Here is a 14,427-nt window from a genome sequence, read left to right as displayed (position 1 = left end):
GTATTTAGATAGCCAGCATGCAAACAGTGCTAAACCAACTGTATTTTTCTGATCGCTACAACGAACTGTTGGATAGCAATGGCCAGTTGCGTCCGCATTGGCAGGCGCTGTCGGCACAGCTAGAGTCTGAAGCACCGACGGTGATGCGTCAGCGGCTGGAAGCGGTGCAGCGCCAGATACGCGACAATGGTGTCACCTATAACGTCTATGCCGATACGCATGGCCTGCAGAGGCCATGGGACCTGGATGTACTGCCCCTGATTATTGCGCAGGATGAATGGCAGCACATTGCCGCTTCAGTTGCGCAACGCGCTACCTTGCTGAATAAAGTATTGCTGGATGTCTATGGAGAGCAACGCCTGCTGCAAAGCGGCCAGCTGCCGCCGGCACTGGTGTATGGGCACAGTGGCTTTTTACCTTCGTGCGTCGGTGCGCCACATTACGACAATATCGCCCTGCATAGTTATGCGGTGGATATTGCCCGCGCACCCAACGGCCAATGGTGGGTCATGACTGACCGCACGCAAGCGCCAACTGGCGCCGGTTATGCGCTTGAAAACCGCACCATTATTTCCAGTGCTTTTCCCGAATTATTCCGTGACCTGAATATCGAGCGCCTGAGTGGTTTTTTTGCCAGCATGCGCGACAGCCTGGCGCATTGGGGCCACCGCGTCGCCGAAAACCAGGCGCTGACAGTACCTGACATGGCGCCATTGGGTGCCGGTGAGCCACCATTGGTGGTGATCCTGACCCCTGGCCCTTATAACGAAACTTACCATGAGCAATCCTTCCTGGCCGGTTACCTCGGCTATCCACTGGTACACGGCAGTGACCTGACGGTGCGTAATGGTGTGGTCTGGTTAAAAACCGTGGCCGGACTCAAACCTATTCATGCGATTTTGCGGCGCATTGATGATGACTACTGTGACCCGCTGGAGTTGAATGCCGAGTCGCTGCTCGGCGTGGCTGGGCTGGCACAAGTGGCGAGACTGGGTAATGTGGTGATTGCCAATGCGTTGGGCTCTAACCTGTTGCAATCCGGTGCTTTATTAGGCTTTTTGCCTAAACTGTGCAGGTCGCTATTAGGTGAAGAGTTACGCATGCCATCCGTTGCCACCTGGTGGTGTGGCGAGCCGGCCGCGCTGGAATACGTCATCAATAACCTGGATTACCTGGTGATTCATCCAGCCTATCCGCATGTGGAATCATCGCCGGTGTTTTGCGAAGATTTAAACCAGGCTCAGCGTGAGTCGCTGATTGCCAGATTGCTGGCACAACCTGATCATTACATCGCGCAGGAACGGCTGGATATTTCGCACGCACCGGTGCTGGTTAATCACCAGCAACCACAAATCAGTTCGCTAGCTGTGAGTTTAAGGGTGTACGCTTTCGCCACTCCCAATGGCTATGCGATTATGCCGGGCGGCCTGGCCCGTGTTGCCAGTGGTAAAGATGCGCGCGATGTGACCATGCAACGCGGTGGTACCAGCAAGGATACCTGGGTGCTTTCGCAATATCACCAGCCACCCGGCAATATGTTGCGCAAGACTAATTCCAGCCATGACCTGGTGCGCGAGAATACTTACCTTTCCAGCCGCATGGCTGAAAACCTGTTCTGGTATGGCCGTTATTGTGTGCGCAATCTGCAAAAAGCCATTATGTTACGTGTGGCTATCCGCGCCCTGGTGGAATACACACCAGGAACCCGGGTAGGTGAGTGGCCCACCATACAGGGCTTGTGTCAGTGGTTTGAACTACTGCCAGCTAATAAAACCGCTACGTCATCTTGGCAGCCCGCGCAGCTCTGGTCTGATGATGACATCGCGCCATTACTCATACAGGCTGTGTTTTCACAATATTCCAGCAGCCTGGCTACCAGCGTGCAGCAACTTTTCCAGCAGGCGTTTAACCTGCGTGAACGTATATCCAATGACCATTGGCGCACGGTTAACCTGTTGTCACGGCAGTTTATTACACGCCATCAACAACCGACCCTGCAAGATGCGATGGCATCCATAGAACAGGCGATTAATCATTTTGTTACCCTGACCGGCTTTGCCATGGACTGGATGACGCGTGACCTCGGCTGGCGTTTCATGTCGCTGGGCCGGCGCATTGAGCGCCTGCAATTTATGTGTGTATTGCTGAGCCGCGCACTGGCGATGCCTGAGCAAAGTAACCTGGAATGGTTGTTGCAAGTGACCAATAACCTGGTGACTTACCGCGCGCGTTACGCGGCACAGCCGGAATGGTTACCGGTGCTGGATTTGTTATTGATGGATGAAAATAACCCGAATTCTATCGTGTTCCAGATCAAGGGTTTACTGAAATACCTGGAAGAAATGGATGCGCAAGACAATGCAGGAGGTATTGCCGTTGAACTCAGGCATTGCGGGCAGGCACTGATGCAACTGGATGCAGACCAGTGTTTTCATGCTGGAAATATCAGCTTGTCTAACTGGCTCAATGACGCCTATGGGATAACGCAATCTTTATCTGACCGGCTGAGTTTGCGTTTTTTCAGCTACACCAGCCCCCATGCGACGCCGGGTGCATGATAATGCGCTACCAGGTCGAACATCGCACGCTTTACAGGTATGACACCCCTGTGATCCAGTCGCAGCAATTACTGCACATGATGCCGCGCGAAACGCCGTTTCAGCAGAGCGTTTCGTGCACGCTGGTCTGCAATCCGCAACCTGCAGAACAATCACGACACCTGGATTTTTTTGGTAACCATAATGACTACGTTACCATCCTGATGCCGCACCAGTCACTGCAAGTGACCTCGCGCTTCCAGGTAGAAGTATTGCCGCGCCCCACCATGGATGCCTTTATTCAAAGCCCTGCCTGGGAGCAGTTGCAAGCCATGTTGCAGTCGCAAGGTGCACAACATATCGAGGCCACTCGTTATATGTATTCCACCGTAAAAGTAAAAAGCAGCGAGGCGCTGGCAAGTTTTGCGCGCACCTGCTTTACGCCCCAGAGACCGTTACTTGAAGCCGCCATGGCACTGACACAACAGATTTACCGGGAGTTTGAGTTTGATCCGCAAGCGACCGATGTCGCTACACCCTTAGATGAGGTGTTGAATGGCAAGCGCGGCGTGTGCCAGGACTTTGCCCATGTGATGATTGGCGCCATGCGCTCACTGGGCTTGGCATGCCGCTATGTGAGCGGTTACATACTGACGCACCCGCCCAAAGGCCAGCCACGCCTGGTAGGCGCGGATGCTTCACATGCCTGGGTTTCGGTGTATTGCCCGGTGTATGGCTGGGTCGATTTGGACCCGACCAATAATTGCCTGGTGCAGCACGAACATATCACGGTGGCATGGGGGCGCGATTTCAGCGACGTGTCGCCCATGCGCGGCGTCGTATTGGGGGGCGGACAGCAGCAGCTGAATGTCAGTGTGACGGTAACACCACTTGAGTACGCATTGACCTAACCCATTCGCTAATGGTTATCAAGACCATTTATCCGTAACGCTTTTTATACTCGTCCTTCAAGAGTTGCCTGAACTCAGTCATCGTCATTGATAAAGCACCCCCGGGATCATTTTTGCGCCAGCGCCCGATACCTTTTGGGCCAGCCACTTCGTCGTGTCCCAGCACATAATCAAAATCAAATACACTGGGGTTATTTGCTTTCGCCCATAACAAAAACTCAATCAGCGTTTCCTCCTGCTCCCTGGTATAAGGCAAGTAAGCGCCTGCGAGGATATTGTCGTGGTTCTTCTCGATTACTCGCACTTTCTGGCTATCCAAAGGTTGTTTGAATGCGGTATCCCAGTAGGTGTAATACTTGCCATTGTGTATCTCCAGTCGTCCTGGATTGGTGATTTCGATACCGACCAGGAAATTGGAAACGCCACTGCGCTTTTCACCCGCAATCGTCCACGCACTTTCCCCGGCATGGTAACCCCACTGGTTTAGCGGGTTGGCCTGCACAAATCGACCATCGGTGCCTATGCTGCAAAAGAAATAAGGGCTATCCGAAATCGCACTGATCGCATTCTCCAGCCCCTTGCTGTATTGGCCGGCGGTGAAGTGCACAATCGCGCCATAAGGGTAGCCTTTGGGGTATTCCCCTTTTGCAACGCGGCGTATATCAGTGCGCACCAGCGCTTCCGGGTACCACAGTTTTTTTTCGCCTGGCGGATAACGCTTTTTTTCCGGGGTTGCCGCCTCCGCTGGCGTGGGTTGGGGATGATGGCTGGGGCGTGGAGGTTCAGGTGGGGCAAATTCCTGTGGAATCGGTTCTTCAAGCAATTGCGACAAAATTTCAATCTGGTGCAGCGCCAGGGCATCGACTTTGGGGTCGGAAGCTAACCTGGCAATTTGCATGGCTGACCAGCGTAAAGTGTAGAGCTTGGCTTTATCCATCTGAGTCTCCTTGAGCGTTTATATTTATGGTTATGTGCCGCCAGCTTTTCATTTCAATGGCAGCCATAACAGCTTTCATGGCATGAGTCACTGAACACCAGCATCATGCTGGATTTATATTAGCCAACATTTCTTAACACCGATACCTCGAACCCATTTTTAGCGCATACAGAAAGCAAGTTGTTGTTATTAAGTATGTTTTTTGTTGGGATGGACAAGGTGCGGGCAGGGAATCGGCTAAAATAGCGCTTTCCCTTTTTAAGATTTGGCTGAGATTTCGGTGATTAAAGCAGCAATTTTTGATATGGACGGTCTGCTGATCGATTCCGAACGCATCATTATGCAAGGCTGCATCCAGGCCGCAGCAAGCATAGGGATTACTTACACACAGGCCGAGTATGTAGAGCTGGTGGGCCGCATATGGACGGATTCTACCCGGCTGATGACGCAGCAACTGGGCAGCGAAGAGAATTTCCAGCATGTGATGCGGGGTCTGAATACCTACCTGGATGCCTGCAACCATGTGTTCCCGCTCAAGCCCGGCGCGCTCGCATTGTTAAAGTATTACCAGTCGCAAGGCATTATCTGCAGTGTGGCGTCATCATCGCCAACGCCGCATATTACGCATCGTTTAACACATACCGGTGTGCTGGATTACTTCAGCCATGTCACCAGTGGCCAGGAAGTCACCCGTGGCAAACCCAACCCGGATATTTATCTGTTGGCATTGCAGAAACTGGGTTTACAAGCGGAGGAATGTATTGCATTTGAAGACAGCGAATTAGGCGCTCAGGCCGCGATTGCTGCCGGGTTGCGCGTGGTGGTGGTGCCGGATTTAAGGCAACCGAGTGCGCTGGTGCGCAGCAATGCCCACCAGGTGGTGGAAAGTTTGCAGCACTGGCTGGACAACCACCAGTCGCTGGCAGGGTGCGTTATTTAAGCGGGCTTAAGAACCACAGTTTTTCCTGCGCAGGAAACTTCCCTTTTAAACCCGTCGGTAGGACTTCATCTGCCAGTAAGTGAATGTTGTACGTTTGTGCATAGTGCGCTGCCACTTCTTCAGCACTGATATTGAATGGCGGCCCTTCTGCCAGCGATTGGGCGTAGTGAAAGCTGATTAACAATTGAGGTGCGCCGTTGGTGAGGTTGATCAGATGCTCGCTATAACGAATCCGCATCTCCGGTGGTAGCGCAATCAGGGCCGCGCGGTCATAAATGGCATGTACGTTACCTAGTAGCGCCTTATCGAGCGCAAAGAAATCACCTTGGAAAATATCAATATGCCCAGCGCTGTAGTGTCGCAGCGAACCGCATCGGGTAATAGTCGGCGTAACCCCCAATTCTGTGAATAAAGTATCCACCGCTAACTGGCTGAGTTCGGCACCGGCCACGCGTATACCTTTAGAAAGCAGCCAGTGAATATCCAGCGTTTTGCCGCATAAAGGAATGAAAACGCGCTGGCCGGCTTGCAACTCAAGCGCCTGAAAATGCGCCGCTAATAACGGATTGACTGCACTCAGGTGAAAGCCAATTTGCTGGTTTTGCCAGCGTTGGTGCCAGAAATCGTGTTGCATAAAGTATTCGCGACAGAAGGGTATGATTGCCGATAGTATAAATCAGCATGCTGCGTAACATCCCAGTAATCGTTGACGATGACTACACGCCGGAACCCTGACTCAGTTTAGCCTGCGCCTCCAGTACGCCTTCTTCTACCCCTGCAGCCGCAGTGAGCTTGGCGACATTATCGCGGGTAAAAAAGCCATCGAAACCATCATAACGTTGTACATATTCGATGATCAGTGACGAATGTTCCGAGGCATTGGAAAAAATCTGTTTCAGCCCTTCTTCCTTGGAGCCAATCACATCCAGCAAAAAGCCTTTACCCTGTGCGGCGATGGCATCGACCACAAACTCAATGTTTTCCATGCCATCGCGCATGCCGTCTTTGACTGATAACGCCACATGGTGCAGCCTTGGCCCATAGTTGCGCACAAAGGTTTCGGTAGGAGAGGCCAGTTTGCCCAAATGATTGACGAAGTAGGGCGTGTTGTTAGCAGTAAACACTTTGGCCGGGCTCTTGGTTTCGGCCAGACCATGCACGCTCTTGGTCACATTGGTAGAGGAGTTCTGATCCCAGATGTTGTAAGCACCCCAGAAATAGTAGCTAGACCAGGATAAGTATTCGAGGATAGCCACTTCCCGGTTCTGACTGTAGACACGGGTCGCCAGGTGGTCCACCGGCAAAATCAAATCATCTATACGCAGTCTGGCCTGCTGGTTTTTGGCTGCATCGTAAGCTGCCTGTACATCAGGGCGTATGGTGCTGGTACCCAGTGCATACACGCGTAACTCACCAGGCTGTCGCTGCATGTAGCCGACAATATTATGCGTATATGGCGAAGGTTTACTGACGGCGACATTATCCGGCAGCTCCATTTTGCGCACCTCATCACGGGTGAAGAAGCGGAACTCGCGATCTTCCTGCAATTTGACCACCTCATGCATATTGGTGACGCGGATAATTTCGCCCATATAACGACTATTCGGCTTGCGTGCGCCCACCGGGTAAATTTCATTTAAAGAACGGAAAATGCCACGGAAGTTAGGATCTTTGACCTCACGGATCAGCAAATCCGGTGAATCTAGGTCTATGCGCAGCACATGTGTCCAGTGCTGTTCGCTCTCCAGCGTCACCAGGTAGTGGTAAGACGTCATCAGCGATAATTCTGCAATATATTGAATCGAATGATCAGGGTCGACTGTGATCATCAGCGCGTCGATTTCCTGGATCAGGTCAGTCAATCCGACCCGGTCACGCTCTTCCAGCAGTTTTTGCAGATACTCCTCAAAAAAAGCCGAGTTTTGTTTGTCGCCATGGCGGGCGAACTGGAATGAATTAAAACGGGATAAAGTATTCATGGCGCTATCAAGTGATGTCTTGATCCCTATTAAGCAAGGCTTGTACCTATTGCTGCATATGCATAACACAGTGCAAAAATGCTGCTGAACTGTATAAAATCGCCGATTTGAACCAGAATCAAGCCGCAAGAAACAAACAGGGCACATTAGCGCGCCCTGTTTTAGTGCCGGATTGCGCCAGAAGATAGCGCAAGCAAAAAGGAAATCAGCGAGGTTTCAACGAACCACGACGTAAAATCGGGTCATCAAACGCAATACATCGCCCGACACCTAAAAAGCTCGGGCGCATGCCCAGAGGGCATCCATTGCTACGTTCAAATTGCTCTACTTTTTCTTTTGCGACTTCGGCTTTCTTGGCATCTTTAAACTCCCAGTAACCATTGGCGTGTAACACCACTTCATCGCCATCAGCTGTTTTGGCGTGGATATCATCTGCTTCATCTTTGGCGGCGAATGCCAGCGCAGGGATTAGCAGGCCAAGAAAAATAAGCTTAGTAAAAATAAGCGTAGATAAGCGAGACATATTGTTATCCTTATAAATAAAGCTTGGAGTTAAACAGAAAAAAGCCAAGTCTTGTTCACTTGGCTTTTTTCAAGCAATTAACTGGCCATGCCATTATGCCTGAGTAAAGCATCCAGGTTAGGTTCTCGGCCACGGAAGGCAACAAACGATTCCATCGCCGGACGCGAGCCACCCTGGGCCAGTACTTCATTCTTGAAGCGGCTGCCAGCTTCTGCAGACAATACACCTAGCTCTTCAAACAGGCTATAAGCATCGGCAGATAATACTTCTGCCCATTTATAACTGTAATAACCTGCTGAGTAGCCACCGGCAAAAATATGGCTGAAGCTATTCGGGAAGCGGTTCCATTTAGGCGGGCGAAGTACTGCTACTTCGTCGCGTACCTGCTCCAGAATATCCAGCGCGGTTTGGTTGCTGTCAGGATCAAAGCTGCTGTGCAGGCGCATGTCGAATAATGAAAACTCAATCTGGCGAACAGTTTGCATGCCAGCCTGGAAGTTTTTGGCAGCGACCATTTTGTCGAACAGTGCGCGTGGCAGTTGTTCACCGGTATCTACATGTGCGGTCATGTGGCGCAGCACTTCCCATTCCCAGCAGAAGTTTTCCATAAACTGGCTGGGCAATTCCACTGCATCCCATTCCACGCCTTTAATGCCCGAGACACTGTATTCATCCACCTGCGTCAGCATGTGGTGCAAACCGTGACCAAATTCATGGAACAAGGTAATCACTTCGTCATGCGTGAACAGGGCAGGCTTGCCGGCCACTGGCGCCGAGAAGTTGCAGGTCAGGTAAGCGACAGGCAGTTCAATGCCATTGGCAGTTTTGCGGCGGGTGATGCATTCATCCATCCATGCGCCGCCACGTTTGCCGTTACGCGCATATAAATCCAGGTAGAAATAGGCGATAGGCTGGCGGTTCTGGTCGCTGATTTCGTAAAAGCTGGCGTCTTTGTGCCATAGCGGCGCATCCACCTGGCGAACTTGTACGCCAAAGATGGTTTCCACAACTTTGAACAGGCCGGCTTTTACCTTGTCTTCGGGGAAGTACTGTTTTACTTCCTGGTCAGAGAACGCATATTTTTCCTGACGCAATTTCTCGCTGATATAGCCGGTGTCCCAGGCTTGCATTTCGTCAAACCCAAGTTTGCTGGCATAGGCTTTTAACTCCGCCACATCTTTCTCGGCATATGGCTTAGCACGCTTGGCCAATGTATCCAGGAAGTCGGTCACTTGCTGCGGTGCATCGGCCATTTTTGTGGCTAATGATAATTCGGCATAGTTTTTAAAACCTAATAACTGTGCTTCTTCCCGTTTGAGTTTCAGCAGCTCGGCAATCAGTGATGTGTTATCCCATTCCGGCTTGCTGAATTCAGAAGCACGTGTGGCGTAGGCGCGGTACAAGGTTTCGCGTAGTGCACGGTTGTCGCAATACTGCATGACCGGCATGTAGGATGGGAAATGCAGGGTGAACAGGTAGCCCGTTTTACCTTCAGCTTTGGCGGCTTCAGCAGCCGCTTGCAACGCATCTTCAGGTAATCCAGTTAATTCGGAGGCATCTTCAACGATATGTTTGAAGTCATTGGTGTTATCCAGGATGTTTTCTTCAAATTTACTGCCGAGCTTGGAAAGCTGCTCCGCGATTTCCTTGAAGCGCACTTTTTCTGCCGGAGGCAGTTCAGCGCCACCGAGTTTGAAACCACGGACTTCATTTTCGATGATTTTCTTTTGTGCCCGGCTCAATTGTGCATATTCAGTGCTGGCCTGAATCGCTTTGTATTTGTTATACAAACGCTCATCCTGTGATAAATCGCTGTAGAAATCGGTCAGTTTAGCCAGATTATCGTTATACGCCTCACGCAGTTCTGGCGTATTCACCACGGCATTCATATGCCCCACCGGCCCCCAGCTACGCGAGAGTTTTTCCGAGAAGTCTTCTACCGGCTGCACAAAGTTTTTCCAGGAGGCTTGTTCGCGCGAGGTTGCCAACTGCTCAACCAGTGCACGGCCTTCGCTAATCAGCTGGTCAATCGCCGGTGACACATGCGCAGGCTGAATTTCGTTAAATTTTGGCAGGCCGTTAAAAACGAGTAATGGATTCGTGCTCACAACAATGTCCTTTGATGAATGCGTTTGAGTTCAAGCAGTGCTTTAATGATCAGATGGCAATTATTGGCCAAATGTTCACAATTGCGTGATTGTATATTTTGATGATGGTGATGAGTTTTGTTTAATCAAGGCCATTGCCTGAGCATGCACAGGCATCTGTCAGGCAAACTCACCATTAAATTTCCTGACCAGCGGTTCGATTTTTTCGAGGTCGCTAAACGATAAGATCTTCTTCGCCTGCCGAGACAGTATCGCTTCTTCACATTGCAAAATCTGGGATTTCACGCTGAGAATCTGGGAGGGATGCATGGACAATTGGCGCATGCCGAGGCCCACCAGTAAGCGTGTCAGCCGAATATCCCCCGCCATTTCGCCACACACGGAAACCGGTTTGCCATATTTTTCTGCGGCTTGTATCGTCATCTGAATCAGCTTTAAAACTGCCGGATGCAGCGGGTTATACAAGTGCGCCACCGTATCATCGGCACGGTCGATCGCCAGTGTGTACTGTATCAAGTCATTGGTGCCAATCGACAGAAAATCCAGTTCTTGCGCAAACGCTTCGGAGTTGATGGCCGCAGCAGGAATTTCAATCATGCCGCCCAGGGCAATCTGGTCATCGAAAGGAATATTCTGCTGGCGTAATGAATCCTTGGCGCGTTGTAACAGCAGTTTGGTCTGGCGCAATTCTGCCAGCGTCGACAGCATGGGAATCAGGATTTTGACTTTTCCGTAATGTGAGGCGCGCAATAAGGCACGAAACTGCGTATGGAAAATATGCGGTTCGGACAGGCAATAGCGTACTGCGCGCAAACCGAGTGCCGGGTTAGTGGCAGTCACGATTTCATCAGGATGTAATTGTTTATCGGCACCGATATCAAGCGTACGTATGGTCACCGGATAGCCTTTCATGGCCTCGGCTACATGTTTGTACGCTTCAAACTGCTCCTGCTCACCCGGCATTTCGCGCCTGTTCATAAACAGGAATTCGGTACGGTACAAGCCTACGCCTACCGCCCCTGAGGCTTTGGCGCTGACCACATCTTCAGGCACTTCAATGTTGGCAAAAAGGTCAATCGCAATACCATCTACCGTGACTGCTTTGGTGGTTTTGATGCGTTGCAGTTTTTGCTGTGCCAGCTGCCACTGGTTTTGCTTGAGCTGGTATTCGGACAGCACTTCCGGGTCGGGATTCACAATCACCACGCCCTGGGTGCCATCGACGATCATCAGCTCGCCGTCATTGATCAGGTCGCGTGCACGCTGCAGGGCCACAATAGACGGGATATTGAGGCTACGCGCCAGGATCGCGGTATGCGAGGTGATGCCGCCGACATCGGTAATAAACGCGGCAAACTGGTGATGCTTGAACTGGATAGCGTCGGCTGGCGACACATCATGTGCCACCAGTATCATGGCGCGCTCTTGTTTAGCCTGCTGTTTCTTTTCGCTGGCATCCAGTTGGTCGCGGCCCAGTAAAACCTTGATGACACGCTCTACCACTTGCACCACATCGTGTTTGCGTTCGCGCAGATAAGGGTCTTCTATCGCATCAAACTGGGCGACGATATCATCCATTTGCTGCTTGAGTGCCCACTCGGCATTACATCGCTCCGTGTGGATAATGGCTTTAGGCGCTTCGGACAGCGCCTTGTCGCTTAGCATTGCAAGATGCGTATTGATAAATGCACTCAGTTCGGCAGGCGCATTGACAGGTAACTGAAGTTTGATCTGTTCCAGGTTTTTCTTCACGATATCAATCGCACTTTCAAAGCGTGCGATTTCGACCGGGACAGCTGCGGCAGGCACTTTGAAGTGCACAACTTCCAGCAAGGCATGGGAGATCAGGTGGGCATGTCCAATGGCAATGCCACTGGAAACACCCACGCCGTGCATGCTAAAGCTGGTCAATTATTCACCCTCGCCAAAATAGTTGTTGATTAGCGCTTGCAGGGCAGTGATGGCCTGCTCTTCATCCGCGCCGGTGGCTTCAATCTCCACAATGCTGCCTTTGGCGGCGGCCAGCATCATCACGCCCATAATGCTTTTGGCATTCACGCGGCGACCGTTTTTTTCTATCCAGACTTCGCTTTTAAATTGGCTGGCAGTCTGGGTAAGTTTAGTAGAAGCACGCGCGTGCAAGCCGAGCTTGTTGATGATTTCTAAAGAAATTTTGGCCATAAATTATTGGAATTATTGGGTGTGATGACAGGTTGTTTTGGTAAAGTGGACCACCCCTTCGCGGCCACCGCTGAGGGCTTTTTCTATGCAGGCATGCAAGCCTTCGTGACGATAATTAAGCACGCGGACCAGCATGGGCAGGTTTACGCCCGCAACGCCTTCGGTTTCATCCGGGGTCAGCAAGCGGGTGACGATATTGCAGGGCGTCGCGCCATACATATCGGATAACACCAGCACGCCCTGGCCGCTATCTAACTGTTGCACCAGTGCCTGGGCTTTTGGCAGAATTTGCGAAGGGTCATCGTGATTGGATATTTCGAGATAATCCAATTGTACCGGGCGATTTCCCATGACATGGGTCGCGCAATCGATCAGGCTTTGGCCAAAACTGCCATGCGCAATAATCAAAACACCAATCATAGTTTTACTTTCAGAGTCCGTTGTTTAAGGAGATATAACAGCTGCAACCTCGTGCAATTCGCGATGACGGATCATCACCTGATGCAGTTGCTTGAAATACGCCCCCAATTGTTCCACCAGATAGACGGAACGGTGTTGCCCCCCTGTGCAGCCGATGCCAACCGTGACATAGCTGCGATGGTCGTGATAAAAGCTTGGTAGCCATTTTTCTATATAGTGCTGAATATCATGTTGCATTTCAAGCACCATGGGTTCATTTTGCAGAAATTGCTGTATAGGCGCCTGCTTGCCATTGTAAGGACGCAAAATCAGGTCGTAGTGCGGATTCGGCAGACTGCGGACATCAAATACAAAATCGGCGTCGAGTGGAATGCCATGTTTAAAGCCAAATGAAATAAACGATAACACCAGGTTATGCGGGCGCACTTCCTGGAAGCCCTGTTCGATTTGCAGCATCCAGTCGCGGGTGTGGTTACGTAATGCGTTGGATGACAGATTGCTGGTATCGACATGATGGCCGATATTGCTCAGTCCTGACAACAGGTCGCGTTCGTGGGTGATACTTTCAGCCAGTGCCTGGCTAGGCGTGCTGAGCGGGTGTTTGCGGCGGGTTTCAGAAAAGCGTTTGACCAGTGTTTCATGGTTGGCGTCAAGATACAGCAAATGAAACTGAATGCCCTGCGTTTTCAGTGTTTGCAGGATATCGGGCAGTGATTCGATGGCGATGCTGCGGCTATCGATACTCACCGCGACTTTGGCCGCATTCTGGTCGGCCACATGATTCTGGATATGCGGCAGCAGGGTGGCGGGTAAATTATCAATACAGTAATAACCGCTGTCTTCAAACATGCGCAGCGCGATGGTTTTACCCGAGCCGGATAAGCCGGTCACAATCACCAGTTGCATTAGTGTGACCACCTGTTTGTCATCTTAATTTGCTTTCTCTCAGCATGATTTGTTTTTGCCGTTGCGTCAGCTGCTTGGTGGCGTTTACACCACGTAATAACAACATATGGTTACGCACTGCCGCTTCTACAAGTACTGCAATGTTGCGCCCGGCGGCAATCGGAATAATCACTTTGCTGACTTCTACATCCAGCAGTCGCTCGGTATGACGGTTGGCACTTAATCTATCCAGTTCCAGCGGGTTCATGTCGTCGGCCAGTTCCAGCTGTATCATCATATCCAGCGGCTTGGTTGGTTTGACCGCATTATCACCATACAGTGCGCGGATATTCAAAATGCCCAGGCCGCGTACTTCGAGAAAGTCCTGCAACAACTCCGGGCAACGGCCTTCGACCCGTTCCGGCGAAATACGGTAAAAATCGACAATATCGTCAGCTACCAGGCGGTGGCCGCGTGAAATCAGTTCCAGCGCCAGCTCGCTTTTACCAATCGCGGCACTGCCGGTAATCAGCACGCCAAACCCTTGCACTTCCATAAATACGCCATGCAGGCTGGTGGTTTCCGCAGTAGCGACGGCCAGGTAATGGCCAAGCAATTCCATTAGCTGCGGGCTGATCATAGGTGTGGTGAATAAGGGTACCTGGTTTTGCTGCGCTGCTTCCAGCATGGCCGGCGGCACTTTTTCGCCATTGGCGACTACCACCATGGCGAGATCGGTAGAAAATAGATTGGTGACAGCCTGTTGCAGCGCCAGAATAGTGAGGCCACCAAGGTAATCCATTTCCGCACAGCCCAGCACTTGTACGCGGTTTGGATGGACAAAATTTAAATGCCCGACCAACGCGAGTGACGGCTTGGTCACAGTGCCGGAATTAAGGATTTTTTTGCCGCCGGATTCGCCCGCCACCCATTTCAATTTGAGTTTTCCGCGAATTTGCTTGTACAAGTCGGCCACTGAGATTTGTGCCATGTATGTCCTGAACCA

13 protein-coding genes are annotated in these 14,427 nt (G+C 51.2%); 3 read left to right on the top strand and 10 right to left on the bottom strand.

Translation table 11 applies throughout. From position 1 onward, the window contains the following. Positions 1-17 precede the first annotated feature (17 nt). Both LPA26_RS09460 and LPA26_RS09455 read left to right on the top strand, forming a co-directional pair. On the top strand, positions 18-2,558 hold the full coding sequence (locus LPA26_RS09460) for a circularly permuted type 2 ATP-grasp protein (protein ID WP_229008112.1): 2,541 nt from the start codon (positions 18-20) through the stop codon (positions 2,556-2,558). Positions 2,559-2,560: 2 nt separating this feature from the next. Next, positions 2,561-3,448 (top strand): transglutaminase family protein, encoded by an 888-nt coding sequence (locus tag LPA26_RS09455; RefSeq protein WP_229008111.1) that lies wholly within the window; start codon positions 2,561-2,563, stop codon positions 3,446-3,448. 28 nt (positions 3,449-3,476) lie between these two features. Here the strand turns inward: LPA26_RS09455 and LPA26_RS09450 are convergent, their stop codons facing one another. Then, on the bottom strand, positions 3,477-4,385 hold the full coding sequence (locus LPA26_RS09450; protein ID WP_229008110.1) for an N-acetylmuramoyl-L-alanine amidase: 909 nt from the start codon (positions 4,383-4,385) through the stop codon (positions 3,477-3,479). A gap of 280 nt (positions 4,386-4,665) precedes the next feature. Between LPA26_RS09450 and LPA26_RS09445 the strand changes: the two genes are divergently transcribed. Then, on the top strand, positions 4,666-5,325 hold the full coding sequence (locus LPA26_RS09445; protein ID WP_229008109.1) for an HAD family phosphatase: 660 nt from the start codon (positions 4,666-4,668) through the stop codon (positions 5,323-5,325). On the opposite strand, the gene tmpT is transcribed toward LPA26_RS09445, so the two are convergent. The 9 genes from tmpT to hprK all read right to left on the bottom strand — a co-directional run bounded on the left by tmpT (position 5,318) and on the right by hprK (position 14,412). Beyond that, on the bottom strand, positions 5,318-5,959 hold the full coding sequence (tmpT, locus tag LPA26_RS09440) for a thiopurine S-methyltransferase (protein ID WP_229008108.1): 642 nt from the start codon (positions 5,957-5,959) through the stop codon (positions 5,318-5,320). The genes LPA26_RS09445 and tmpT overlap by 8 nt on opposite strands. Positions 5,960-6,041: 82 nt before the next feature. Beyond that, entirely contained in the window at positions 6,042-7,304 is a 1,263-nt protein-coding gene (locus LPA26_RS09435) for a hypothetical protein (protein ID WP_055868870.1), read from the bottom strand. A gap of 205 nt (positions 7,305-7,509) precedes the next feature. Then, a complete protein-coding gene (locus LPA26_RS09430; RefSeq protein ID WP_055830371.1) occupies positions 7,510-7,827 on the bottom strand; it encodes a hypothetical protein in 318 nt (105 codons plus the stop codon). A 77-nt stretch (positions 7,828-7,904) separates the two neighbouring features. Further along, positions 7,905-9,935: a M3 family metallopeptidase gene (locus tag LPA26_RS09425; protein WP_229008107.1), complete on the bottom strand. Its 2,031-nt coding sequence runs from the start codon at positions 9,933-9,935 to the stop codon at positions 7,905-7,907. 159 nt (positions 9,936-10,094) lie between these two features. Beyond that, positions 10,095-11,846 carry a phosphoenolpyruvate--protein phosphotransferase gene (ptsP, locus tag LPA26_RS09420; RefSeq protein WP_055830366.1) on the bottom strand — a complete coding sequence of 584 codons (1,752 nt, stop codon included), beginning with the start codon at positions 11,844-11,846 and terminating at the stop codon, positions 10,095-10,097. Further along, a complete protein-coding gene (locus LPA26_RS09415) occupies positions 11,847-12,116 on the bottom strand; it encodes an HPr family phosphocarrier protein (protein ID WP_055830364.1) in 270 nt (89 codons plus the stop codon). Between the two features lie 12 nt (positions 12,117-12,128). After that, positions 12,129-12,536: a PTS sugar transporter subunit IIA gene (locus LPA26_RS09410; RefSeq protein ID WP_055830362.1), complete on the bottom strand. Its 408-nt coding sequence runs from the start codon at positions 12,534-12,536 to the stop codon at positions 12,129-12,131. Positions 12,537-12,560: 24 nt separating this feature from the next. Beyond that, a complete protein-coding gene (gene rapZ / locus LPA26_RS09405) occupies positions 12,561-13,442 on the bottom strand; it encodes an RNase adapter RapZ (protein WP_229008106.1) in 882 nt (293 codons plus the stop codon). 19 nt (positions 13,443-13,461) lie between these two features. Next, a complete protein-coding gene (gene hprK / locus LPA26_RS09400) occupies positions 13,462-14,412 on the bottom strand; it encodes an HPr(Ser) kinase/phosphatase (protein ID WP_229008105.1) in 951 nt (316 codons plus the stop codon). Positions 14,413-14,427: the final 15 nt, after the last annotated feature.

The sequence above is a fragment of the Methylophilus sp. Leaf408 genome (genome assembly GCF_916856905.1).
Lineage (GTDB): Bacteria > Pseudomonadota > Gammaproteobacteria > Burkholderiales > Methylophilaceae > Methylophilus.
The sequence above is the reverse complement of the archived record's forward strand: the minus strand, read 5'-3'. Positions and strand labels throughout refer to the sequence as shown.

Coding starts and splice junctions, on each gene's coding strand:
- LPA26_RS09415 (WP_055830364.1), bottom strand. CDS start 12,116: ATGGCCAAAATTTCTTTAGAAATCATCAACAAGCTCGGCTTGCACGCG.
- LPA26_RS09460 (WP_229008112.1), top strand. CDS start 18: ATGCAAACAGTGCTAAACCAACTGTATTTTTCTGATCGCTACAACGAA.
- LPA26_RS09430 (WP_055830371.1), bottom strand. CDS start 7,827: ATGTCTCGCTTATCTACGCTTATTTTTACTAAGCTTATTTTTCTTGGC.
- tmpT (WP_229008108.1), bottom strand. CDS start 5,959: ATGCAACACGATTTCTGGCACCAACGCTGGCAAAACCAGCAAATTGGC.
- hprK (WP_229008105.1), bottom strand. CDS start 14,412: ATGGCACAAATCTCAGTGGCCGACTTGTACAAGCAAATTCGCGGAAAA.
- LPA26_RS09410 (WP_055830362.1), bottom strand. CDS start 12,536: ATGATTGGTGTTTTGATTATTGCGCATGGCAGTTTTGGCCAAAGCCTG.
- LPA26_RS09455 (WP_229008111.1), top strand. CDS start 2,561: ATGCGCTACCAGGTCGAACATCGCACGCTTTACAGGTATGACACCCCT.
- LPA26_RS09450 (WP_229008110.1), bottom strand. CDS start 4,385: ATGGATAAAGCCAAGCTCTACACTTTACGCTGGTCAGCCATGCAAATT.
- rapZ (WP_229008106.1), bottom strand. CDS start 13,442: ATGCAACTGGTGATTGTGACCGGCTTATCCGGCTCGGGTAAAACCATC.
- LPA26_RS09435 (WP_055868870.1), bottom strand. CDS start 7,304: ATGAATACTTTATCCCGTTTTAATTCATTCCAGTTCGCCCGCCATGGC.